Annotated in this window: 16 protein-coding genes and 2 tRNA genes; 4 read left to right on the top strand and 14 right to left on the bottom strand. The window is 66.2% G+C overall.

What is annotated here, in order from left to right; genetic code table 11:
- Positions 1–78: 78 nt before the first annotated feature.
- Genes AO716_RS02080 through AO716_RS02065 form a run of 4 tightly spaced genes read right to left on the bottom strand, consistent with a single transcriptional unit; the run spans position 79 to position 6,046 of the window.
- Positions 79–1,347, bottom strand: a complete 1,269-nt coding sequence (locus AO716_RS02080; protein WP_055239294.1) for a M20 family metallo-hydrolase — start codon at positions 1,345–1,347, stop codon at positions 79–81.
- A complete protein-coding gene (locus AO716_RS02075; protein ID WP_055239293.1) occupies positions 1,344–3,044 on the bottom strand; it encodes an amidohydrolase in 1,701 nt (566 codons plus the stop codon). Before AO716_RS02075 ends, AO716_RS02080 begins: the two co-directional genes overlap by 4 nt.
- Complete coding sequence (locus AO716_RS02070) at positions 3,041–4,705, bottom strand: thiamine pyrophosphate-dependent enzyme (protein WP_055239292.1); 1,665 nt, start codon at positions 4,703–4,705, stop codon at positions 3,041–3,043. Before AO716_RS02070 ends, AO716_RS02075 begins: the two co-directional genes overlap by 4 nt.
- Positions 4,706–4,723: 18 nt before the next feature.
- The gene (locus AO716_RS02065; protein ID WP_055239291.1) at positions 4,724–6,046 is read right to left on the bottom strand and encodes an MFS transporter; all 1,323 of its coding nucleotides are present in this window, start codon (positions 6,044–6,046) and stop codon (positions 4,724–4,726) included.
- Positions 6,047–6,209: 163 nt separating this feature from the next.
- On the opposite strand from AO716_RS02065, the gene AO716_RS02060 reads away from it, so the two are divergent.
- Positions 6,210–7,385, top strand: coding sequence for a PucR family transcriptional regulator (locus AO716_RS02060; RefSeq protein WP_055239290.1), 1,176 nt, complete (start codon positions 6,210–6,212; stop codon positions 7,383–7,385).
- Between the two features lie 32 nt (positions 7,386–7,417).
- Here the strand turns inward: AO716_RS02060 and AO716_RS02055 are convergent, their stop codons facing one another.
- The 4 genes from AO716_RS02055 to AO716_RS02040 all read right to left on the bottom strand — a co-directional run bounded on the left by AO716_RS02055 (position 7,418) and on the right by AO716_RS02040 (position 13,092).
- Positions 7,418–8,866: an APC family permease gene (locus tag AO716_RS02055; protein WP_055239289.1), complete on the bottom strand. Its 1,449-nt coding sequence runs from the start codon at positions 8,864–8,866 to the stop codon at positions 7,418–7,420.
- Positions 8,867–8,956: 90 nt separating this feature from the next.
- Positions 8,957–10,438, bottom strand: a complete 1,482-nt coding sequence (locus AO716_RS02050; RefSeq protein ID WP_055239288.1) for an aldehyde dehydrogenase family protein — start codon at positions 10,436–10,438, stop codon at positions 8,957–8,959.
- Positions 10,439–10,467: 29 nt separating this feature from the next.
- The gene (locus tag AO716_RS02045; protein WP_055239287.1) at positions 10,468–11,658 is read right to left on the bottom strand and encodes an acyl-CoA dehydrogenase family protein; all 1,191 of its coding nucleotides are present in this window, start codon (positions 11,656–11,658) and stop codon (positions 10,468–10,470) included.
- Between the two features lie 66 nt (positions 11,659–11,724).
- On the bottom strand, positions 11,725–13,092 hold the full coding sequence (locus AO716_RS02040) for an aminotransferase class III-fold pyridoxal phosphate-dependent enzyme (protein WP_055239729.1): 1,368 nt from the start codon (positions 13,090–13,092) through the stop codon (positions 11,725–11,727).
- A gap of 81 nt (positions 13,093–13,173) precedes the next feature.
- Between AO716_RS02040 and AO716_RS02035 the strand changes: the two genes are divergently transcribed.
- Entirely contained in the window at positions 13,174–14,670 is a 1,497-nt protein-coding gene (locus AO716_RS02035; protein WP_055239728.1) for a PucR family transcriptional regulator, read from the top strand.
- On the opposite strand, the gene AO716_RS02030 is transcribed toward AO716_RS02035, so the two are convergent.
- From AO716_RS02030 to AO716_RS02010, 5 genes are all read right to left on the bottom strand, one after another.
- On the bottom strand, positions 14,655–15,866 hold the full coding sequence (locus AO716_RS02030; protein WP_055239286.1) for a CaiB/BaiF CoA transferase family protein: 1,212 nt from the start codon (positions 15,864–15,866) through the stop codon (positions 14,655–14,657). The genes AO716_RS02035 and AO716_RS02030 overlap by 16 nt on opposite strands.
- Before the next feature lie 178 nt (positions 15,867–16,044).
- Positions 16,045–16,611, bottom strand: a complete 567-nt coding sequence (locus AO716_RS02025; protein WP_055239285.1) for a type 1 glutamine amidotransferase domain-containing protein — start codon at positions 16,609–16,611, stop codon at positions 16,045–16,047.
- 92 nt (positions 16,612–16,703) lie between these two features.
- On the bottom strand, positions 16,704–18,659 hold the full coding sequence (locus tag AO716_RS17490) for an AAA family ATPase (RefSeq protein WP_200907573.1): 1,956 nt from the start codon (positions 18,657–18,659) through the stop codon (positions 16,704–16,706).
- 170 nt (positions 18,660–18,829) lie between these two features.
- Positions 18,830–18,906, bottom strand: a tRNA-Met gene (locus AO716_RS02015).
- A 73-nt stretch (positions 18,907–18,979) separates the two neighbouring features.
- Positions 18,980–19,051 (bottom strand) — tRNA-Thr (locus AO716_RS02010).
- 234 nt (positions 19,052–19,285) lie between these two features.
- Here AO716_RS02010 and AO716_RS02005 point away from each other — a divergent pair.
- Both AO716_RS02005 and AO716_RS02000 read left to right on the top strand, forming a co-directional pair.
- A complete protein-coding gene (locus AO716_RS02005; RefSeq protein WP_160317899.1) occupies positions 19,286–20,680 on the top strand; it encodes a protein kinase domain-containing protein in 1,395 nt (464 codons plus the stop codon).
- Positions 20,681–20,727: 47 nt separating this feature from the next.
- Complete coding sequence (locus AO716_RS02000) at positions 20,728–21,012, top strand: PLD nuclease N-terminal domain-containing protein (RefSeq protein ID WP_055239283.1); 285 nt, start codon at positions 20,728–20,730, stop codon at positions 21,010–21,012.
- A gap of 50 nt (positions 21,013–21,062) precedes the next feature.
- Here the strand turns inward: AO716_RS02000 and AO716_RS01995 are convergent, their stop codons facing one another.
- Positions 21,063–22,973 carry a DEAD/DEAH box helicase gene (locus AO716_RS01995; protein ID WP_082413248.1) on the bottom strand — a complete coding sequence of 637 codons (1,911 nt, stop codon included), beginning with the start codon at positions 22,971–22,973 and terminating at the stop codon, positions 21,063–21,065.
- Positions 22,974–23,275 lie beyond the last annotated feature (302 nt).

Raw genomic sequence — 23,275 nt, 5'->3', positions numbered from 1 at the left:
TGGTGGCAGCCCGGCCGGGCAGGCGGGCAGCTGCCACCGGACAGCGTCCACCCGGCGGCTGCCACCGGCGCGGGAGGGCTAGCTCCGGGAGACGAACCCTCCGGCCGCGACCCGGCCCAGCAGCTCCGTCAGGAGATCCAGGCCGGCCAGCATGTCCTCATCGCTGGTCAGTTCCTTCTCGTTGTGGGAGATTCCTTCGACACTGGGAACGAAGAGCATGATGGTCGGCACCACGTCCTTGAGGTTGGTGGAATCATGGCCGGCCAGAGTCCGGACAGTTCCGTGGGGAAGGCCCAGTTCCTGCGCACAGGCTCCGGCAAGCTCCATCCCGGCCTGGTCGTAGGCCTTGGCCGCCCAGACATGCTCAGCGCCGCGTTCGATCCGCACGGATGCGCTTTTCTCGATCGCCGCCACCCGTCTGTGCAGTTCGGTGTCGGCCGCAGCCAGTACGTCAGGGTCCGTGCTGCGGATGTCCACCAGGAGATTGACCCTGCTCGCCACCACTACGGGAGAGTTCGGGAACACGGTGAACTCACCGCAGGAGGTGATGACGGCATGCTCGGCAGTGCTGAAGGTATCCGCGATTTCCCTGGCTGCCATTACCAGTGCACTGGCACCGAGCAGTGCATCGTGCCGGTCCGCAATGACGGTGGCCCCGGTGTGGGCCTGCTCGCCATGCACGATGAACTCATACTTGTTCGCACCCCAGGTGGACTCCACGAGTCCAATGGTCAGGCCTGCATCTTCGAGGGAGCGGCCCTGTTCGATGTGGATTTCCAGGTACGCTGCCAGGTCAACTTCAAAGTCCCCGATGGTCCCTATGCTTTCAAGCGCTTCCTGCACTGTGGTGCCCGAGGGGTCGGTGGTGGCAAGGACCTGCCCAAGCGGCAGCTTCCCGGTGAAGACCGCGCTTCCCATCATGGAGGGCTTGAACCGGCATCCTTCCTCGTTGAACCAGTTCACCACTGCGATGTTGAACTGGGCGTCGAGTTCCCCGCGGCGCACCTTCTCCAGCAGCCGGATCGCCGCGTGGGCCCCGGCAAGGACACCGTACGCGCCGTCGTACTTTCCGCCCAGCGGCTGGGAGTCCAGGTGGGATCCGACGGCGATGCACGGCGCTCCCGGCACGAGTTCCAGAACGGCGAACTGGTTTCCAACCGCGTCGTAGCGGACCTCGAAGCCGTGCCCTTCAAGCAGCCCCCGGAACCAGTTCCGCACCTGCCCGTCGGCTGCCGTTCCGGCCTGCCGGTCCACGCCTCCCCCGGCAGTAGCTCCGAAAGTGCTCATGGACCTGAAGTCGGCGAGAAAGGACCCTGTTTCCTGCGCGGACCCGGGGGAAGTGCTCATGCCTGTGCTCCTGTACGTCGGTTGGCCGGGGACAGGACGGACCCGTCCCACGCTGCCAGCTGGTTGTAGGTGAATTCCCCGCCTGCGACTGTAGCCAGCACGGAGAGCTCCGAAATGTCCGGTGCGGTCAGCGGTGATCCGGAGAGGACAGCGAAGTCCGCGAGTTTTCCGCGGCGGAGGGTTCCTTTGTCTGCGAGGGCGCCTGTGGCGCGGGCAGCCCATTCGGTGTAGCTGCGCAGCGCTTCCTCAGGGGTCAGGCATTCTTCGGGTCCGCCCAGGATCCTGCCGCCTTCCGTGCGCCGGTCCACGCAGGACTGCAGTGCCCGCAGCACGTTGTTGTCTGCAACGGGCAGGTCGGAGCTCCCCGCTACCAGGATTCCTGCGTCTACCAGGGACCTTCCGCGGTAGAGCCAGCCCTCACGCTCCGGACCGACCATCTGTGCGAACTGGTCGCCCAGCGGGCCGATGAAGGCTGCCTGCGGTGTCACGGCGATCCCTGCTGCTGCGACCGGTTCCAGCTGGTCCGGCCGGGCGATGCCGTAGTGCTCGATCCGATTCGGCAGCGCGTTGCGGCCGTACTTTTCCTGGCAGCTGAGGATGATCTCCGTGGCCAGGTCGATTGCGGCGTCGCCAATGGCGTGCAGCGCAATCGGCCAGCCTGCGCGGTACGCTGCATCGACCCGTTCCCGGTAGGTGTCGGGGGCATCCAGCAGGTAGCCGCTGGTGTGGTGGTGTCCGCAGTAGTCCTCGGTGACCGCTGCGGTGGCTCCCAGCAGGGAACCGTCCATGAACACCTTGACCGGCCCCAGGGATATCCAGTCATCGCCGAAGCCGGCGCCTGCTCCGAGGTCCAGGCCCCTGCCGGTTCCCGTGCCGTGCATGTCGCCGGCGTTCGATGTAATCGGATGCAGCGTGTCTAGGGCCGGCATCAGCTGTGCGCGGGCGTGCAGCTTTCCGGCCAGCCGGGCCTGCAGGTAGGCCTGGAGTTCAACCGGGCTGTGGCCAATCCATCCTCCTCCCACCCCGGCTTCGGTAAAGCTGGTGATTCCCGCCATCGCATACCGGGTGGTGGCCGCGTCCAGTGCCTCGATGATCTCCTCGACCGGGTACGGCAGGAGCAGGTTCTGCAGCAGCTGCTGCGCCGATTCCTCCACGATCCCGTTCGGGTAGCCCCCGGCACCGCGCTGCACCGCTCCGCCCGTGGGGTTTTCGAACCCGGGCTCGAAGACCCCTGCCAGCCGCAGCGTCGCCGAGTTGGTGATTGAAAGATGGCCGGAGACGTGACGCAGGTACAGCGGGTGGTCTCCGGTGATCTCATCCAGCCGGCGGATGTCAGGATAGGCGCCGCCGTGGTGCTTGTGGTTGAACCCGGTGCCTTTGATCCAGGCGCCCGGGCTGTCCTTCAGCCGCCGGGCCTCCTCCTCGATCAGCCCATACAGTTCCTCAAGGCCGCGCGCCTGTTCCAAATCCACGGCGCTGAGCCCCAGACCCCACCAGGTGGTGTGGCAGTGGGCATCAATAAAGCCGGGAACCACAACAGCGCCGCCCAGGTCGATGTCCCGCTCCGCCGTACAGCCTTCGAGTTCCTCATCGAATCCGGCGATACGCCCGTTGAGCACTCCGACGGCGTGGGCCGAGGGACGTTTGGGTTCCAGGGTGAGAATGTCTGCGCCGCGCAGGATCAGGTCAAGTTTCATGCCGGGCCTCCTGCAGAAGCGGTCTGTTCAGAGTTGGACGCCTCGGGTGGCATCAGCTTCGGATCGACCACAAGGTGGATCAGCGCCAGCCGTCCGCTCTCCATCGCCCGGTCAAGCGCCGGGCCAAACTCGCTGGTCTTCTCCACTCGCTCGCCGTGTCCGCCGAAATTGGCAATCCAGCCGGCAAAGTCCGGGTTGGGAATAGCGGTTCCGGAAGGCCTGCCGGGATAGTGCTTCTGCTGGTGGGCCACGATGGTTCCGTAGATGCCGTTGTCCACCACAATCACAAGCGGCGCCGCCCCGTGCGCTGCCGCCACGGCCAGCTCCTGGGCGTTCATCAGGAAATCCCCGTCTCCGCAGACGGCAACGACACAACGCGATGGATGGACCAGCGACGCGGCTACGGCCGCCGGAACGGCCAGTCCCATCGCACCGTTGCGGGGTCCCACCAGGGTGCCCGGTCCGCTGTGGGCCAGGTACCGGTGTCCCCAGATCGTGGCGTTTCCCGCGCCATAGGTCACGACGCGGTCCTGCGGAAGGCGTTGGTCCAGCAGCGCAAAAGCCGCAGCGAGGTCGACGCCGGTGCCTGCGTCCTTCTGTATGTCCGGGACCCGCGGGGCGCAGAAACGCTGCTGGTCCGCGGCGAGCGCCTTCACCCAGGTGCGGTCCCGTTCGCCGGAGACCGCGTCGGGGTCCGGGAGCGCTGCCGCAAAGGACGCCGGCTGCACCGCGATGTGCTGGTCGATCCTTCCGGCGTGGCCGGAAGCCTCAGGGTCCGGCAGTACCAGGACGGTGGGTGTCTCCATGCCCCGTGTGTAGCCGTCGCTTGGCACGTCGGTGCGTGCACAGCCCACATAGACCAGGAGATCCGCCTCGTCCAGGCGCTGCGCCAGCGTGTCAGCCCTTCCGTACCCCAGCCAGCCTGCGAAGGCCGGCGACTGGTGCGAAACGGCGTCGTAGGCCCGCCAATCCCCTGCCACCGGAATCCGGGCGGCCGCCGCCCACCTCGCCAGCTCATGGCTGTCTCGGGCTGCCCAGCCGTCTCCACCCACGATCATCAGCGGGCGGCCGGCGGCGGACAGTCGTTCCGTGAATTCCTGCATGGCCGGTGCACCGGGGTCCGCAGCAGACTGCTGCCGGGGCGGAACGGTACCGGCGGAGGCAGTACGCACAAGGACGTCTTCCGGCAAGCCAACGATGACCGGGCCGGGGCGTCCCGCCGAGGCAATGCGCATCGCGTCTGCCACCACCTCGGCGGCCCGCAGTTCATCTTCCAGCACCAGCACACGCTTGGCCGTGGTGGAGAACCATCCTTCCAGGCTGAATTCCTGGAAGGCGTCCCGGCCCCGGTCCCCGACCGGGACCAGACCGACGAAGAGGACGAGCGCCGTCGCGTCCTGCCAGGCCGTGTGGACGGCGATCATGGCGTTCGCTGCCCCAGGGCCGCGCGTGACCATTGCTATGCCGGGGGTACCGGTAAGCCTCGACTCCGCGAGCGCCATAAAGCCCGCGCCTCCCTCATGCCTGCAGACCACGGTTTCGATCGGTGAGTCATGAAGCCCGTCCAGGACATCAAGGAAACTCTCACCGGGCACGGTGTAGATGCGGGGCACTCCATGGGCTTCGAGCTGGCGGACAATCAGGTGGCCGGCGGACGTCATACGGGTCTCCTCGTGGTGCTAGTGCTTGAAGCCGGGCAGGTCAACGCTCAGCCGCGGAGCGAGAATCCCCGCTGCCGCGGTGAACAGGCTCAGGCCAACCAGCAGCGCGGCAGCGGGCCACCAGTGGTCCGCCGCGGCGGCCACCATTCCCGTTGCCGCCAGCGGGATGAACCCCGAGACCATGCCTGCAGTGTTCTGGGCGAATCCAACACCCGTGTACCGGGTCCGGGCCGGGAACAGGCCGGTGAGAATGGTCCCGTTGGCGGCATACGGCAGGGAAAGGGTGGCTACGGCCAGTGTCATGCCCAGGATCACCAGCACCGGGGTGCCGCTGGTAATCAGGAGGAAGGACGGAACAGCGGCGACGGCAGAGCCGATTCCGCCGTAAAGGATGACGCGGCTGGCCCCGAAGCGCTCGCCGAGCCGTCCGCCCAGAATCAGGACCGGGATTTCAACCACGGCAGCCACCATGCCGCCGAGCAGCATGAGCTGCGAGGAATAGCCCAGGATGGACACGCCGTAGTAGACCACGAATGCAGTGACGAGATAGAAGCCGCCGACGCCCAGGAGCGCCGCTGCCATGCCGATGAAGATCTGCCGCCAGGATTCGGACAGGGTGGTGCGGATCGGAGTCTTTTCAACCTGCCCGCGTTCAAGCAGTTCTGCGAAGACCGGAGACTCGTCGAGTTTGCTCCGGATGTAGACGGCGACCAGGAGCATGGGGATCGCAGCCAGGAAGGGGATCCGCCAGCCGAAGCTGTCGAAGTTCTCCTGGGAGAAGATCAGCGTCATGATGAAGAAGCCGCCGGAGGAAAGAATCGTTCCGATGGGCGAACCGATCTGCGGGAAGGCGGCGTAGCGTGCCCGGCGTTCAAGCGGGGCGTTCTCGACGACGATGGTCATGGCCCCGGACCATTCGCCGCCGACGAAGAGGCCCTGCGCGATCCGCAGGAGGACCAGCAGCACCGGTGCCGCTATTCCGATCGCAGCGTAGGTCGGCAGCGCGCCGATCAGGCCGGTGATGACTCCAATGCCCACGATCGTCACCATGAGCGTCTTCCGGCGGCCGATCTTGTCTCCCATGGATCCGAAGATCATTCCGCCAATGGGGCGGGCCACAAGACCCACGCCGAAGGTTGCAAAGGAGGCCAGGGCTGCAGCAGTTGCGTTCTCGTTGGAGAAGTACTGGACGTTGAAGACGAGTGCGGCAGCGGCGCTGAAAAGGAAGAAGTCGTACCACTCCATAGCGGTACCAATCAGGGCTCCGACAGAGACCTTCATGGCCTCCTTGTCGGTGAGGGTGCGTGCCGCACCCACCTCGAGGTTCGTTGTCTGTGCCATTGGGGGCCTCCGCGTCAACTGGAGTCCGCAGGAACCGGCTTTGCGCTCCAACGGACGGGAACGAGCCAAGCTTGTCAGGGAACCTAACGTGGCGGGAGTAACAAATCGCGCGGGTTTGGGCCGCTAGGATGTGCGAAAGCCCAAAAATGGAGGTTTTCGCGCCGTGGTAATCACACAGAAACGCAGTATTAACACGCCCGAGTCTGAGCGCTGGAACACCCTCCTGGACGGCCTGAGTGTAGAGCGCCTCACAAACTGCTTCCTGGACCGGGTCCTGCAGCTCGAGGACTACCGTGACGGCACCCTGCCGGCCAGTGAAATCCGGCGTACCGCCGCTGCATCCTTCGAAGCACTGATCGAGAGCCTGCGCAGCGGCCAGGACAGTCCTGAGCTGGTCGCTGCCCGGCAGGACATTGCCCTGGAGGTCGGAGTTTCCCGGGCACGGGCAGGACTGCCGGTGGAGTCGCTCATGACGGCGATCCGCCAGGACTTCACGGTGCTATGGAGCGAGCTGACCGCACTGGCCGGCAGCAGCGACGCGGAGCTTATGGTCCACCGTGCCGAGACTGTCTGGGAGGTGGTGGACTCCTACGCTGCACAGACGCAGGCGACCTACATGCGTGAACGCCAGCGGATGGCCCAGGAAGCGTCATCTCTGCGTCAGGGACACGTCGCCGCTTTGTTCGGTACCGCCGTTCCGCCCCCGGAAATACTCTCCCGCATTGCCGAGGGACTCGGTGTTGCGGCCGGCGCGACCCTCGTCGTGGCAGCTACGACCACCGAGAACACCCCCGCACTGCATCTGGTGGTGGCTGCGGCCGCGCGCCGGGGAACGGACCTCTTCACCCACCCCATGCCTGACGGGCTGACCGCCTTCTGGGCGGCGGACGACCGCCCCGGAAGTCCCCGCCAGGAAGCCACCGCGCAGGTCCGCAGCCTGCGGTGCGGGCTGGTGGAGCAGGTACCCGGGCTCGCAGGGGTGCGGACGGCAGCACAGACGGCACGAACCCTGGCGTCCCTGGCAGGGGAACAGGACTCCGGGGCCCTGACCATGAGCAACGCCTGGGCCCGGCTCGCCCGGCTTCGCCTCGCGGAGACCGGCGCTCCGGTTGTTCCCGATGTTGACAGCGCCCTGGCCTCCTGCGGCCCGGCGGAGAGGGCCCGGCTGAGCGAGGCCGTCCGCTCCTACCTGGCCAGCGGCAGCGTGGCGCGGTCAGCAGAGGAACTCTTCTGCCACCGCAACACCCTCATGAACCGGCTGCACCGCTTCGAGCAGCTGACGGGAATCGACGTCACCGTCCCGCAGCAGGCTGCCAGGCTGGTTGTGGCCTGGTCCTAGCGCCGGTCCACGGACAACAGCCGGGCCGGCCGCTAGCGTCCCTTCCGGGCAGCCAGGCGTTCCAGCAGGTTCTCTTCGGCACCGATCCCGGGACGGATCCCGGCTGGAATCCGGAACAGGAAAACCATGCCCAGGATCCACCACAGGCCGAACATCACCCATGGCGCCAGGCCCAGGGCTGCGGGCATTCCGGGCAGGTAGAGCGAAAGCAGTCCCAGGCACAGGATGAGCGCCGCGATCCCGATTACCTGCCCGCCGTTGCCCCGGCCTCCGATCCGCAGCGGCCGGTCCATGCCTGGTTCGCGGCGGCGCAGCAGGACGAACACCAGCGAGACCATCGCGTAGGCGATCACGATGCTGGGTGAGCCGGAATCCACCAGCCAGCCGAGCATGTTCTGCCCAAAGAACGGTGCAAGGACCGATAGTCCGCCGATGAACAGCAGTGCGTTGGCCGGGGTGCGGTACTTCGGGTGCAGGCGGCCAAACCACTCCGGCAGCATTCCGGAACGGGCCATTGAGTACATCAGCCGTGATGCTCCGAGAAGCAGGGAATTCCACGAGGTGAGGATGCCCGCTATACCGCCGGCAATCAGGACCTTGGCCATGGTGTCGCTGTTGAACAGCGCACCCATGGCGTCCGCCGTCGCAATGTCTGCTCCGGCCAGCTCTGAGGCGGGCATGGCGGACGAGGTCGTGAGGATTGCACCCACGTACCAGACGGTGGCGAGCACGACGGCGATGACTACCAGGCGCCCAATCTGCCGGGGCGGGATTTTGGCTTCCTCTGCGGACTGGGGAATCACGTCGAAGCCGACGAACATAAACGGCACCACCACCAGGACGGCGAAGAATCCGCCCAGGCCGCCGCTGAAGAACGGCTCCATGTTCACTGCGGAACCGCCGGTAAAGGAGCCAAAGACCAGCATGAGGCCGATGACGAGCAGCAGCAGGACCACGAAGGTCTGCGCGATACCCGCCTGCTTGACGCCGAGGATGTTGATGCCGGTAATTACAACGGCGGCAATCACGCCAACCAGCGCCCAGGTCAGGTGCACCTGGTCCCCGGCTATCTCCCACAGCGGCACGGCGTTGAGGTTGGGGAAGAGGTAGGTGGCGGTGCGGGGAAGGGCAACGGCTTCAAAGGCAACAATGCTGATGTAACCGCCGGTGATCGCCCATGACCCAATGAACGACCAGCGCGGCCCCATGCCCCGCAGCAGGTAGTTGTGCTCGCCGCCTGCTTTGGGCATGGACGCCACGAGCTCTGCATAGGTCAGCCCCACGACGGCCATGATCAGCCCGCCCGCCGCCATGGCCAGGACGGCGCCCATGGTTCCGGCGGAGGATATCCAGTCCCCGGTCAGCACCACCCAGCCAAAGCCGATCATGGCTCCGAATCCAAGTGCCAGGACGTCCCAGTTGCCCAGGACCTTCAACAGCGAGGGTTCCGCTTTCGCGGCGCCGACTTCCGATGTAGCCATTCCCTTACCCCTTTGGTTGCGGTGCGTGTGATGCAGAGCGTTGGTGAAGGTGGTGCAGAACCAGCGGTTCGACTGTTGGAGGGAACAGTACTAGCCGGGGGTACCCCCGCGGAGGTAAACGGTGGTGGTGTGGGTGAAGAACTCCCTGGCGGACTGGCCCTGCTCCTTGGGTCCGTACCCCGACTTCTTCGCCCCGCCGAACGGAACGTGCGGGTCTGCACCGGCGGACTCGGAATTTACGTGGAGGATCCCGACGTCGAGGCCGTCCACGGCGTCGAGCACCCGGGTGACGTCCTGAGTGAAGACCGCGGCGGAGAGGCCGTAGTCTCCCTGGTTGGCCCATTCGAAAGCCTGGGCGGTGCTGGCCGCCCGGCGGACTGCCAGCACCGGGCCGAAGAACTCCTCAGTCCAGGCCGGGTTGCGTTCCGCTTCGGAGCCCTCCGGCAGTTCCAGGATGGTTGGCGCCACGAACGCCGAGTCTTCGCCGGCGTCCCGGGGAATTGAACCCTGGAAGGCAACACGGGCGCCGGCGGAAACTGCGGCGTCGATCCCCCTGCGCACGTCCGCTGCCGCTGACGCGCTGACCAGTGGGCCCATGTGGATTGAGGGGTCGGCCGGGTCCCCCGTGGACCACTCCCCCAACCTGCTGGTCAGCCTGGCCAGCAGGTCATCCGCGACCTGTTCCTCCACGATCAGCCGCGACGTTGCCGTGCATTTCTGCCCCGTGGACCGGAACGCACCGAACAGTACCTGCTCTGCGGCCAGGTCAAGATCTGCCCCGGCCAGGACAACGGCGGCATTCTTTCCGCCCATTTCCGCCTGCACGGGGACTCCCCGTGCAGCGCCGGCCGCCGCGAGCTTCCGGCCCACCCCGGTGGAACCGGTGAAGGTGAGTCCGTCCAGCAGTGGATGTTCCACCAGTACACTTCCCAGGGCACCCGGACCGATCACGAGGTTCAGGACACCCTTGGGCAGACCGGCTGCGTCAAGGGCCTCGGCGAGCCGCTGTGCCAGGAGCGGCACGGTGCTGGCAGGCTTCCACACCACGGTGTTGCCGTACACCAGGGCAGGAGCGATCTTCCAGGCGGGGATGGCGATGGGGAAATTGAACGGGGTGACAACGCCGATGACGCCGAGCGGCTTGCGCACTACCAGGATCTGTTCGCCGCGTCTCGGAGAGGAGAAGATTTCTCCGGCACTGCGGTCTCCCTCGTTCCCGTAGTACCTCAGGATCTGCGCTGCGCGGGCCACTTCTCCCCTGCCCTCAGCCAGGGTCTTGCCTTCTTCACGTGCCAGTTCCAGCCCGAGTTCATCGGCTGACCCCTCCAGCAGGGCGGCAGCACGGAGCAGGACGGCGCCGCGTTCGTGCATCGGCACCGCTGCCCAGGACCGTGCCGCGTCAGAAGCCGCAGCTACCGCTTGCTTCAGCTGCTCCACCGACGCCTGGTTCCCCTCCGCCACGGTTTCCTGCGGACGGGCGGGATTGGCGGAACTGAGCCGGGCGGCCTCGCCGTCTTCCCATTTGCCGGCGATGAACTGCCGGAGCGCTGCGGCAGGTGTGTTGTTGGCCAAGGGGTTCTCCTGTGTGGTGTGCGGACTGGTTAGCGGAAGGCTGGGACGCCGGTGAGGTGCTGGCCGAGGATGAGCGTGTGTACCTCGTCCGTGCCCTCGTAGGTGCGCACCGATTCAAGGTTGTTCGCGTGGCGCAGCGGCGAGTAGTCCAGGGTGATGCCGTTGCCGCCCAGGATCGTCCGCGCTTCGCGGGCGATCGCGATGGCTTCGCGGACGTTGTTCAGTTTCCCCACGGAGATCTGGTGGTTCTGCAGGGTGCCCGCGTCCTTCAGGCGGCCCAGATGCAGGGCAAGCAGGAACCCCTTGTTGATTTCCAGGGCCATATCCACGAGCTTCTGCTGGGTAAGCTGGTACCCGGCCAGGGGCTTGTCGAACTGCAGCCGCTCCTTGGAGTAGGCCAGCGCAGCTTCGAAGGAATCCCGTGCCGCGCCCATGGATCCCCAGATGATTCCGTAGCGTGCCTCGTTGAGGCAGGAGAACGGACCGCGCAGTCCGCGTGCCCCGGGGAGCATCGCGTCGGCGGGCAGGCGGACGTCGCTGAGCTCGATTTCGCACTGGATGCTGGCTCGCATGGACAGCTTGGGCTCAATCGGCGTTGCGGTGTAGCCCGCAGTTTCAGTGGGAACCACAAAACCCCGGATTCCCTCCTCGGTCTGTGCCCAGATGACTGCCACGGAGGCTACGTTGGCGAGGCCGATCCAGCGCTTGGTGCCGTTTAGTACCCAGTCATCGCCGTCGCGCCGGGCGAAGGTTTTCATGGCTGAAGGGTCCGAACCGGCAGTGGGCTCGGTCAGGCCGAAGCAGCCGATTTCCTCGCCGCGGGCCATGCCTGGAAGCCAGCGGGTCTTCTGTTCCTCGGAACCCCACTTGGAGATCGCGCTCATGGCCAGTGACCCCTGGACGGAGACGAATGTCCGCAGCCCGGAGTCTCCGGCTTCCAGTTCAGCCCCGGCCAGTCCGTACTCCACGGCCGAGCGTCCGCCGCAGCCGTACCCGTGCAGGTGCATGCCCAGCAGGCCAAGCTTCCCCATTTCCGGGACTATCTCCAGCGGGAAGTGTGCTGCCTCGAACCATCCTGCAATGTTGGGGCGGATAGCCTCATCCACGAAAGTGCGGACGCGGGCGCGCAGCTCCAGTTCCTCGCTGGTCAGCAGCGAGTCGAAACTGATCAGGTCCGAGGGGTCCAGGGTCTCCGTGGCAGGTGCGGTGGTTGTGCTCATGGTGTTTCATCTCTTTCGGACGGCCGGCGTCAGCCGGCTGGCGGTGGTTGACCGGTTGGCAGCTGGCTAGGAATTCGCCGCGGCTTCGAGGATGGCCGAGCGCAGGACATGAAGTCCGTCGAGGAGCAGGTCCCGGGGTATGACCAGCGGAGGCAGGAGCCGGATGACGTTGCCGTAGGTGCCGCAGGTGAGTGTCAGCACGCCCTGGGCGTGGCAGGCTGCGGACGCGGCCTGGGCCAGGTCCGCACGCGGTTCCAGAGTTTCCGGGTCCGCGAATTCGAGGGCCAGCATTGCGCCCCGGCCGCGGAACTCGGCAACCGCGGGCACTTGGGCCACCAGCGGTTCGAGGACTTCGCGGACCGTCTCTTCGATTGCACGTGCATTCGCCAGCAGCGTGCCGTCCTCGAATTCTTCGAAGACGGCGAGTGCCGCTTCGCAGGCCAGCGGGTTGCCGGCGTAAGTTCCGCCCAGGCCACCGGTGTGCACTGCGTCCATGAGGTCCGCGCGCCCCGTGACTGCGGAGAGGGGCAGCCCGCCGGCCAGGGCCTTGGCGCTGAGCGTGATGTCTCCGGCCACACCTTCGTGCTCGCTGGCATAGAGGGTGCCGGTGCGGCCCATGCCGGCCTGGATTTCATCGATAACCAGCACAATCCCGTGCTGGTCGGCCAGGGACCGCAGCCCCTGCAGGAAACCGGGGGCCGGGACAACGAAACCGCCCTCTCCCTGGATCGGTTCGATCACCATTGCTGCGAAGGACCCGGCCCCGTGCTCGGACAGGAGCTCTTCGACGCCGGCCAGCGCGGCAGCGGCAGGATCGGCCCCGGGAACGGACGCCCGGGACGGACGCAGCGGATTCGCTGACGGTGCCCGCAGCACTTCTCCCGGCAGCGGGCCAAAGTTGAGGCGGTAGGGGTTTTCCTTTGCCGTCATGGCCATGGTGAGCAGGCTTCGGCCGTGGTATGCCTCGTCAAAGACCAGGACGTTCGGCCGCCCTGTCGCGGCGCGGGCGATCTTGACGGCGTTTTCGACCGCTTCCGCACCGGTGGAGAAGAGAGCCGTCCGCTTCTCGAAAGTTCCCGGGGTGTGTTCATTGAGCCAGCGGCACACCTGTGTGAAGGATTCGTATTCGGTGACCATAAAGCAGGTATGGGTGAACCGCTCCAGCTGTGCTGCGACCCGCTCCCGGACCCGGGCGTTGGACGCGCCAACGCTGGTCACTGCGATGCCCGAGGCAAAATCGATGAAACGGTTTCCGTCCACGTCCTGGAGGATTCCGCCCTCTGCCCGCTCGATGAAGACCGGCAGCACCGTGCCGAATCCAGAACTGACCTGCTGCCTGCGTTCAGCGTGCAGTTCCCGGGAGCGCGGCCCCGGAACTGCGGTGGCAAGATGACGGGTCTGGGGCAGCGTGGCCTCGGATGCAGTGAAAGTCATGACCACACGCTACGGACGCCTGCGACATGCGTCATTGAGCATTCCGGCCAAGTTCCGGCCCGATAGCGGATGATTTATCCCATGGTCTCCCTTTCTGAGCTTTGCGCGGTGCTCGGCCCGCATCTGGTTCCCGTCAGCGGCCACTCCCTCCGGGGCAGGCAGCTGACCGGCGTCCACGTCTCCGAGCTGGAGGATCCCACGCCGTACCTCGACGGCGGCGAGCTCCTGCTGACCACGGGCATGCCCCTGGGAGGGAGTCCGGCAACGACTGCCAGGTACGTGGAACGGCTGCGCGCCAAGGGCCTGCATGCCCTCGGCATTGGCCTGGGGCCCTGGCTTGCGGAGGTGCCGGACTATTTGTCCCAGGCGTGTGACGAGGCAGGCATCCATCTGCTCGCCGTCCCCGACGGCGTGCCTTTCCAAAACGTTTCCCGGGCATTCTGGTCCCTTTCTGCCCGCAGCGGGCAGGCCGAGCTGCTGGGCAGCCTGGGAACCCAGACTTCGCTGGCACAGGCCGCCATGCGGCCGGACGGCGCCGCCGCCGTCGTCCGCGGACTTGCCCAGGCGCTGGGCGGGTGGGCCGTGTTTTTACCCTCGGGTACCGAGCCTGCACGTTACTGGCCGGAGAGCACCGGCGCCCTGCTCGAGCCCCTGCGCGAAGAGACCATCCGGTTAAACCGCGCTGGTACCCATTCGGCTGCGACTTTCGAGCTGCACGGCCAGCCTGTGGTGGAGTACCCCATTGCGGTCAACGGCCGGATCCACGGCTTCCTGGCGGTGGGCCCGGGGCGGAAGCTCGCAGCGCCCGACCGCCAGGTAATCATGACGGTCTGCACGCTCCTGGCTCTCAAGGCGCGGCAGCGTGAGGCTGCCTCCGGTGCCGCGGCAGTCCTCCAGTCTGCAGTAGCCAAGCTGATACTGCACGGGCTCACCGAAGCAGCACGGATACTGGCCGAAGACGCAGGGCACTCCGAGCTCCCCCGGCGGGTGCGGGTCCTGGCACTCTCCGCACCCGGCGGGCACGCTGCGGAGCAGCTGGTGCGGGCGGCGCTGTCACTGGAACCTGCTCCGGGGGTAGAGCCGCTGCCGGCGCAGAGCACTTCCTGCACGCTCCGGCACGAGCGTGACAGAGTGCTCTACGTCCTGGTGCCCGACAACGGCCAGGAGGCCTGGGCGGCAGCTGAGTCCGTGCCGCTGCCCGCAGAGGTGCCGGAGCTGTCCGGCGCGGTCAGCGAACCCGTCACGCTGGGCGAAGTCCCCGGGGTGCTTCCTGGCCTGCGACGTGCGCTCGGCCAGGCGGCCGCCGGCGCACTCGCCGGGACAGCAGGACCGGCACATCCGGCTGCCCAGGCCTGGGCTGCTGCCCTGGCGGAGTACCCGCGAACGGACCTGGCGGGAACCGTGAGGGAGTACCTGCGGCACCGCGGCCACTGGGAGAACGCTTCACGGGCGTTGGGCGTGCACCGGAATTCACTGCGCCACCGCATCGGACTCGCAACGGCGCTGCTCGGCGTCGACCTCGATGACCCGGACGTTTCGGCGCCGCTGTGGCTGGAGCTGCGTCAGCGCGAGAGATGACCTTCGTGCACTGGTGTCCGAAGCCACGCCCGGATCTCCTCCGTGTGCGCACCAAGCTTTGGCGGAGCCTCAGCCCGGGTCGCCAGGGGCGGTTCCCACGTGGCCGGGTGCCGGATCTGCCGGCCTGCCGGATCGCCGTTGGAATCCAGGACTTCCAGAACCGGGTCCAGGCCGAGGGACTCGGCGAACGCTATGCCCTCATCGATGCCGGAGACCTTTCCTGCCGGTATCCCTGCCTTGCTTAGCCGTTCCTGCCACTGTGCTGCCGGTGCGGCGGCCAGCCGGCGCTCCAGCAGGGGAATCAGCACTTCCCGGTGTGCAACCCGGGCACTGTTGGTGGCGAACCGCTCATCGGAAGCCAGCTCCGGGACTCCGAGCTCCGCGGCAAGCCGGGCAAACTGGGCGTCGTTGCCGCACGCGACTGCCAGCGGAACATCGCCGCAGTCCAGCAGCTGGTAGGGCACGATCGACGGGTGGGCATTGCCCATCCTGCCGGGGACCACTTCGGCGCCAAGCCAGGCCTGGGCCTGGTTGGCCAGCGCACCCTGGAGGCTTGAGAGCAGATTGACCTGCACATGGCTGCCCCTGCCCGTCGCCCGCCGGGAGGAGAGCGCAGCCAGGACGGCGATGGCGGCGTCCTTGGCGGTGAGTACATCGACCAGCGCCACTCCGGCCTTCAGCGGGGTGCCGTCGGCTTCTCCGGTTATGCTCATCAGCCCGCCCAGGGCCTGCACCACAAAGTCGTAGCCGGGAAGGTCACGGCCTCCGGCTGACCCGAACCCGGAGATGGAAGCGTAGACGAGTCCGGGGTTCGCGGCGCTCAGTTCTGCGTAGCCGAGTCCCAGCCGGTCCAGGCCGCCGGGCTTGAAGTTCTCCACCAGGACGTCGGCCCGCAGGGCCAGTTCGCGGGCCAGCTGCCTGTCACCCTCATCTCCCAGGTCCAGGCAGACCGACTCCTTGTTCCGGTTGACGGACTCAAAGTAGGTGGACCCGGTGGGCGACCAGGGCGGGCCCCAGCTGCGTGTGTCGTCCCCGGTCCCGGGCCGTTCCACTTTGATGACCCGGGCGCCCAGGTCCGCGAGGGTCATGGTGCACAAAGGCCCGGCGAGGACACGGGAAAAGTCTGCCACCACAATCCCCTCCAGCGGCCGCTGGCCTGGGCCCGCCGGTACGTTGTCGCTGCTGGTCGCAGGCATACTCCCCCTTTGCTCGGCCGCCGATGCGGACTCCATGGTTGCCACCCACCCTAGGGAGCCTGGGGCAAAAGACCATGGACGTCTCATCCAATGCCTGGGTCAACCCGCACAGAACCCCGGACAGCACTCCGCCCCGGATGCCTGCCGGCATCCGGGGCGGAGAAAGGCGGGAAGAGGCCTAGGCGTGCTGTCCCGCGTGCTGGCCTTCGGAGATCTCCTCCACAACCTTGGCGTTGAACGCCTCCAGGTCATCCGGGGTGCGGCTGGTGACCAGTCCCTGGTCGACGACAACTTCCTCGTCGCTCCAGTTGGCACCGGCGTTGCGCAGGTCGGTGGCAAGGGTGTGGAAAGACGTCAGGTCACGGCCCTTCACAACTTCGGCGTCGATGAGCAGCCACGGTCCGTGGCAGATCGCGGCGACCGGCTTGCCAGCTTCGAAGAAGTCCCGCGCAAACTTCTGGGCGTCCTTGTTCACGCGCAGGTAGTCGGCGTTCACAACCCCGCCGGGGAGTACCAGTGCGTCGAAGTCCGAGGCGTTGGCATCGGCGACATCGAGGTCGACGGAGAACGTGTCGCCCTTGTCCACACCGTTGAAGCCCTGGATGCTGCCGCTGGACGGCGAAACCAGGACCGGCGATCCGCCGGCTTCCTTTACGGCTTCCCAGGGGCTGGTGAGTTCGACCTGCTCTACGCCGTCCGTGAGCAGGAAAGCGACCTTCTTGCCGGAAATATCATGTGCTGACATTTTGCCTCCGTTCGTGGGTCTGGCGGTCCGGTCTGAACCGCCGCTGCTACCTACCCTAGGAAAAAGAGGTAAAGATAAGCAAGCTGATCTTTCTAGAGGCCGCCCGCAACAGCGGCCGCTGCCCTCAGCCACGCCCGCTGGGTTACCGGCCGGAGCGAGGCATACCGGATCTGTCCCTTGACCAGTGCAGGGTCGTAAGGAATGGTCACCGCCGCCCGTGCCAGCACCTTGAACGCCTCGGCCACCCTGCGTGCCTGGGCTTCGGTCCCGTTACGGTCTGCCTGGGAGACAATCACGACGGCGCCGCGCGCCAGTTCCGCATATTTCCCACCACGTTCCTGGAGGGCTTCCAGGAGCAGGGCACCGGCCTCGGCATGCTCTTCGACCGTAGTGGTGGCAATAACCAGCTGGTCCGTGTGGTCGATCATCCGCAGCCAGCGTTCGGCACTTTCATCGTTGCCGGAGTCCACGATGTTCAGCCGGAAGTACTTCGACGCCACGGAGTGCAGGGAATCAAAATCTGCCTTCGTGACCTTCTGCTCCGAGGCGAGCACGTTCGGGTTGGAGCGCAGGACGTCGTATTTGTCGTCCGTCTGGTGGTGGACAAACTTCGCGAGCATGGCCGACTGTGCGGCAGGCGAGAGCAGGAGCCCCGTTTCGGGGAGCAGGTCCATAACGGTGGCATCGTGCTGCGCCTGCTCGGTGCGCCAGCCCAGGGTGCCGCGGGTCTCGTTGTTGTCCCAGGCCAGGACCGGCCCGCCGCCGTTGCGGGCAAAGATGGCGGCCAGCATCACGGTGGTGGGCGTTTTGTTAGCTCCGCCCTTACCGTTCACCACGGAGATGGTGCGCGGGCCGGGCCAGTGCTGGCTCACCATGCGGGTGTCCCGCCGTTCCTCCAGCTCACGGGCAGACGGCGCTATCCGGATCCCCAGTGAAGCCAGGAATCCGCGGAAACCGCGGGTGGCGGGGATCTTTGCGGTTTTGGTATCCAGGAAGGTGGCCCTGCGGACGTCGTTCGGTTCGCCGCGCACTGCCTGGCGAGTGCGTTCGCGCAGGTCAGAGGGCATCAGTACTGGATCAAGCGGCAACCCCGCGGGATGCCCCGCCTCAACGTCCAGTTCCGCCTCAAGGTCCGGTTCCGCGTCCACCGCGGCTTCCGGCGAGGTTTCGGATTCCGGTTCAACTACAGCTTCCGGGACCGGTTCAACTACGGCCCAAGCTTCTGATTCTGGTTCTGATTCCGGTTCCGGTTCCAGTTCCGGTTCCGGCTCCAGGAAAACGGGCTCAAACGCATTGCCTGCCGTGGAGCCGAAGCCGTCTGCCAACGGGCGGTCCTCCCCTTCCGGCTGCGGCAGGGCCGGCGGAGCCTCCGGCAATTCGGGAAGGATGACGGCGGTGCGGGGATCAAAGGACGCCGCGCTGGGCGCCTCCGCTATGGCAGCCGCCGGTTCCGGCTGGATCACGGGTTCGGGCGGAGCCGCTTCGGTCCAGTCCATATCCGGCTCCTGGCCGGTTTCGGCTGGGCCCTGCGGGACGGACCACTGGGGCACGGAATCGTACGCCGCGGATTCGGTGGAGGGACGGGCGCTGGGACCGGCGCTTTCGGCGGATGGGCCGGCATGGCTGGTGGAAGGACCGGCATGCTCAGTGGGAACATCCGAAACGGGTTCCTGCCCGGCAGTGACATCCGCGGCGGTCTCCACCGGCACCCGCTCCGCAGGAACACTCTCTGCCTCGGGAATATTCTCTGCCGCAGGAACCGTGCTGCCGCCCCAGGACCGGAGTTCCGCCCGGGCACGCCGGCGGGTGAGGGGTTCCTCCACAGGCGCCTGCACTGCTGAACGTTTCACAGCGGAGGCAATGCCGTCGCCGGCACCGGGATGTGTCCCTGAACCGGATTGAGCCCCTGGATCAGACTTTGCCCTTGAATCGCGCCGTGTAACCGATCCGTCCGCGGCGGAGGCACCGGCGTCGGGGTTCTGCGCAGCCCTGCGGGCCCGCCGGCTCGGAAGGGCCTGCTCGGCAGCAGCGGGAGTGTTCTCTGTCATCGGGTCTGCATCTTTCGTTCCGTGCTCGGTGCGATTGATCGGGACGGCGCTCTGATGTGATCCTACAAGCCGGTCCCTTCCGGCCAGGTCCGGGCGCTGCGTGTCCCTGCGTAGTTTCCAGGTGCCGGGGCAAACAGAAAACCCCCGGGAAGATCCCGGGGGTTTTCTTTTGGTAGCGGTGGGGAGGCTCGATCTCCCGACCTCACGATTATGAGTCGTGCGCTCTAACCAACTGAGCTACACCGCCATAAATGAGTCAAGCCCGCGCACCTGGCCTAGTGTGGAACAGCAGGCTTAGAAACGCGGACCCTCCCATTGAGAGCCCCGACCGGGAATCGATCCCGGGACCTCCATCTTACCAAGATGGCGCTCTACCACTGAGCTATCGGGGCATCGCCCCTGTCCGGGGCAACGACATAAGACTCTACCAGTACTTTCTGCGCATCACGAAATCGATTTCCCCCAAACCGCCCCAGTGTGATTGAAGACACTGTTTCTGCATGTCAGCGGCCTGTCTTGCGGCACCTGGAGGCAAGAGCGGACTTAGACTGCATAACAGGGAACAACAGGGTTTCCACACCGCCGTTCCCCTGCCGGCCGGATCAGATTCTTACAGGAGTGCGTGGATGCCTAGGCAAATGGGTCCCGGAACGGTCGTGGGCGGCAGATACCGCCTGCAGGAGCGGATCGGTTCCGGCTCCATGGGCTCGGTCCACCGCGCAGTGGATGAACTGCTGGGCCGCGATGTAGCCGTGAAACTCATTGCTTCCCGAGCCCGGACGGAAGAAGAACGCAGCCGCAACGAAGCGGAAGCCAAAGTCCTCTCCCAGCTCAACCACCACAGCCTGATCACACTGTTCGACGCCGGTACCGAAGTTTCGCCGTCGGGCACCTCGATTGTGTGGCTGGCCATGGAACTGGTCCAGGGTTCCGATCTGAGCCGCAGGCTGGCCACGGGCAAGCTGCCTGCCCGCCAGGTAGCGCATCTCGCGTATGACCTGGCTATCGGCCTCGATTACATGCACCGCGGCGGCATTGTGCACCGGGACATCAAGCCGGCGAACATCCTGCTCTTTGACTACCGGGAAGACGAAACCCGGCTGCGCGCCAAACTGACCGACTTCGGCGTGGCACAGATGGCCGGAGATCCCAACCCGCAGGGAGAAGAGTTCACCGGGACTGCTGGGTTCATGAGCCCGGAGCAGGTGCGCTCCGAGCCGGCGGGGCCGCACAGCGATGTCTATTCGCTGGGACTGGTACTGCTTCGCTGCCTGACCGGAGAGCGCGCCTTTCCCGGCCTGGCGGTTGAAAGCGCACTGGCACGCCTGTTCCGCGGTCCGGAGATCCCCGATTCCCTGGGACGGCAGTGGGCTGGAATCCTCCGTGCCATGACGGCCCTGGACCCCGCTGAGCGGCCATCGGCCCACGAGGTGTCCGAGGCCATGCAGGACTTGGCGACGGCAGGCCGCGGACGCCGCAGCATGGCTGCAGGTGAGGATCCCGAGCGGGTCCGTGCGGCCGAGGAGCTGGGAGCGGCGTCAGAAGACGAAGCGGATCCAATCCTGGACCGGATCACCGCCCTCACCGCACGCGTGCTGGGCGTTCCAGTGGCGGCAGTTTCAATTGTGGGCGGGGAACAGGTCTGGACAGTGTCCGGCAGCGGCGCCAGCAGGGGTTCCACGGATCAGAGCGGCTCCCTGTGCCCGGTGACGGTCCGGGAAGACAATCTGTTCATCGTCGATGACGTGCAGAAGGACCCGCGCACCTCTGATAATCCGCTGGTGGCCGCGTCCCCCGGTTTTGGCTTCTATGCCGGAGTGCCGCTGCGCAACGCCAACGGGCTTGCCCTTGGCACCCTCTGTGTCATGGACCGCAGGGCGCGCAGCCTCACCGGGGAGCAGGAAGCGACGCTGCGCGACTTCGCTGCACTGGCAGCCGATGTACTGCAGCTGCGCAGGGACGCCAGGGACGCCAGGCATGCCGCTGAGTTCCTGAACGGCGAGCCTGCTGTGGCAGACTGACTCGGAACCGCGCCGAAAGGCGGCAAGCGTTCAAAGAGGAGCCCAGCATGGACCAAGGCACCAATCCGGCCGTTCCGGCAGTATGGGAGTTCATGGTCACCGCCATGGGAGCGGTGATCCTGGCGCTGACAGTCGCTGCGGTCATTTCCCTGGCCCGGGATCGTACCCTGACGCCAGGCACGAAGTTCCTGTGCCTGCTCGGCATTCTCGGGTTTCCCGTCCTGGGACCAGGCGTATGGTTCTTCCACCTCTACCGTGTCCGGCGCAGCCGCCGCGTAAACCAGACAGAACCCGCGCCGCCGGCGGCAAACCGGCAGCACCAAGGGCGTTAAACGCAGGTTGGGTGCCCCCTTTCCGGGGACACCCAACCTGTTAGGAACTCTTAGTCGCGGAAACGCGGCTTGCGCGCACCGGCGCCGGCACCGGCAGGCTTGCTGAAGCTGCGGTCGCCGTCGAACTTCTTCTTGTACGGGCGGTCCGAGCCGCGGTCACCGAAGGACCGCTCGCCGTCGCGCTTCTTGAAGTCCTTCTTGAAACCGCGGTCAGCGCGGTCGTAGGAGCCGCCTTCGCGGGAAGGACGGCGTCCCTTGTCCAGCTCCAGGTGGATCAGCTCGCCGCCGATCCGGGTGCGGGACAGGGCACGCAGCTGGTCCTTGGAAAGGTCAGCCGGCAGTTCCACGAGGGTGTGGTCGGCACGGATGTCGATGCCGCCGATCTGCGAGGAGGACAGGCCGCCCTCGTTCGCGATGGCGCCGACGATCGAGCCGGGCATGACGCGCTGGCGGCGTCCGACGGCGATGCGGTAGGTCGCGTTGCCTTCGGTCAGCGGGCGCGTCGGGCCGCGGGAGCCGAAACCGTCGTTTCGGCCTTCGGAACGCTCGCGCTGGCGGGCCGGTGCCTGCGGAATCTCTTCCATCAGCAGCGGGCGTCCGCCCTGGGCCATAACGGCCAGTGCAGCGGCGATTTCCTCGGCGGGAACGTCGTTCTCGGCGATGTACTTGGTAACCAGGTCACGGAAGACGGAGAGGTCTTCGGTGTTCCGGGTCTCGGTGATGCGCTCGGAGAACTTGGCAAGGCGCTTGGCATTGACCAGGTCAACGCTCGGCAGCTGCATGTGCTCAACGGGCTGGCGGGTGGCCTTCTCAATGGCGCGCAGCAGGTACTTTTCGCGCGGGGTCATGAAGAGGATGGCGTCGCCGCTGCGTCCCGCGCGGCCGGTGCGGCCAATGCGGTGCACGTATGACTCGGTGTCGTGCGGGATGTCGTAGTTGAAGACGTGGCTGATGCGCTCGACGTCCAGGCCGCGGGCGGCGACGTCGGTGGCAACCAGGATGTCGATCTTGCCGTCGCGCAGGGCCTCGACGGTGCGCTCGCGCTGCTGCTGCGGGATGTCGCCGTTGATGGCGGCAGCCTTGTAGCCGCGGGACTTCAGCTTGTCAGCCAGGTCCTCGGTAGCCATCTTGGTACGCACGAAGGCGATGACGCCGTCGAAGTCCTCGGTCTCGAGGATGCGGCTCATGGCGTCCAGCTTGTGCGGGCCCATGACCTGAACGTACCGCTGGCGGGTGTTGACGCCGGTGGTGGTCTTGGACTTGACCGTGATTTCCGCAGCGTTGTTCAGGTACTTCTTGGCAATCTTGCGGATGGCCGGCGGCATGGTGGCGGAGAACAGGGCAACCTGCTTGTCCGCCGGGGTGGAGGAAAGGATCTGCTCCACGTCTTCGGCAAAGCCCATGCGCAGCATTTCATCGGCTTCGTCCAGCACCAGGTATTCAAGGTTGGACAGGTCCAGTGAGCCCTTGGCGATGTGGTCGATCACTCGGCCGGGGGTTCCAACAACCACCTGGGCGCCGCGGCGCAGTCCGGCAAGCTGGGGGCCGTAAGCGGATCCGCCGTACACGGGCAGGACGGTGATGGCATCCATGTGTGCTGCGTAGGAGGTGAAGGCCTCTGCGGACTGCAGTGCCAGTTCACGGGTGGGTGCCAGGACCAGAACCTGGGTGTCCTTGGTGGCCGGGCGTCCGGCCAGCAGGGACAGTGCGGGAACAGCGAAGGCGGCGGTCTTGCCGGTACCTGTCTGTGCCAGGCCTACGACGTCGCGGCCTTCGAGGAGAAGCGGAATGGTGGCTGCCTGGATAGGCGACGGCGTCTTGTAGCCAACGTCCTTCAGAGCGGCAAGGACGCGGGGGTCCAGATCGAAATCAGAGAACAGCACCTCGGCTTCTTCAGCTTCGGGGGTGGTGTTTTCTTCAAGAATGTCTTGGGCGTTATCAAGCAAAGGAGTATTCCTCATCAGTGGGACCGGGCAGCGCGCTCTAACGGCTGCGAGTACATAAGTCCGGGCACTGTTGCAATCCCAGGCAGGACTCTCCGTCACAGCTGTGGGCCTGTATCACTGGGTTGCGACCGCGGCTCGGTGTGACGATTTCTTTGCCGGCGCTCCCAGGAGATGAATCTGCCCGCATGTTTCATGCGGGCCCCAACACAACGTACCTGCAATGGACTCAAGTCCGCAGGGAAATCAGGGAATACCGGAGTGGGGGATTCCTCAAGTGTACGGCATGGCAGCCGCTATCCCCGAAGATTAGGGCAGTG

This window comes from Arthrobacter sp. Edens01, from assembly GCF_001307035.1.
Taxonomy (GTDB): domain Bacteria; phylum Actinomycetota; class Actinomycetes; order Actinomycetales; family Micrococcaceae; genus Arthrobacter_B.
Note: the sequence above shows the minus strand (reverse complement) of the source record. Positions and strands in the feature narration are given on the sequence as shown.

Excerpts from the sequence above, each read along its gene's own strand:
- AO716_RS02080 (WP_055239294.1), bottom strand. The coding sequence starts at position 1,347 with ATGAGCACTTCCCCCGGGTCCGCGCAGGAAACAGGGTCCTTTCTCGCC.
- AO716_RS02075 (WP_055239293.1), bottom strand. The coding sequence starts at position 3,044 with ATGAAACTTGACCTGATCCTGCGCGGCGCAGACATTCTCACCCTGGAA.
- AO716_RS02070 (WP_055239292.1), bottom strand. The coding sequence starts at position 4,705 with ATGACGTCCGCCGGCCACCTGATTGTCCGCCAGCTCGAAGCCCATGGA.
- AO716_RS02065 (WP_055239291.1), bottom strand. The coding sequence starts at position 6,046 with ATGGCACAGACAACGAACCTCGAGGTGGGTGCGGCACGCACCCTCACC.
- AO716_RS02055 (WP_055239289.1), bottom strand. The coding sequence starts at position 8,866 with ATGGCTACATCGGAAGTCGGCGCCGCGAAAGCGGAACCCTCGCTGTTG.
- AO716_RS02045 (WP_055239287.1), bottom strand. The coding sequence starts at position 11,658 with ATGAGCACAACCACCGCACCTGCCACGGAGACCCTGGACCCCTCGGAC.
- AO716_RS02040 (WP_055239729.1), bottom strand. The coding sequence starts at position 13,092 with ATGACTTTCACTGCATCCGAGGCCACGCTGCCCCAGACCCGTCATCTT.
- AO716_RS02035 (WP_055239728.1), top strand. The coding sequence starts at position 13,174 with ATGGTCTCCCTTTCTGAGCTTTGCGCGGTGCTCGGCCCGCATCTGGTT.
- AO716_RS02030 (WP_055239286.1), bottom strand. The coding sequence starts at position 15,866 with ATGCCTGCGACCAGCAGCGACAACGTACCGGCGGGCCCAGGCCAGCGG.
- AO716_RS02025 (WP_055239285.1), bottom strand. The coding sequence starts at position 16,611 with ATGTCAGCACATGATATTTCCGGCAAGAAGGTCGCTTTCCTGCTCACG.
- AO716_RS17490 (WP_200907573.1), bottom strand. The coding sequence starts at position 18,659 with ATGACAGAGAACACTCCCGCTGCTGCCGAGCAGGCCCTTCCGAGCCGG.
- AO716_RS02005 (WP_160317899.1), top strand. The coding sequence starts at position 19,286 with ATGCCTAGGCAAATGGGTCCCGGAACGGTCGTGGGCGGCAGATACCGC.
- AO716_RS02000 (WP_055239283.1), top strand. The coding sequence starts at position 20,728 with ATGGACCAAGGCACCAATCCGGCCGTTCCGGCAGTATGGGAGTTCATG.
- AO716_RS01995 (WP_082413248.1), bottom strand. The coding sequence starts at position 22,973 with ATGAGGAATACTCCTTTGCTTGATAACGCCCAAGACATTCTTGAAGAA.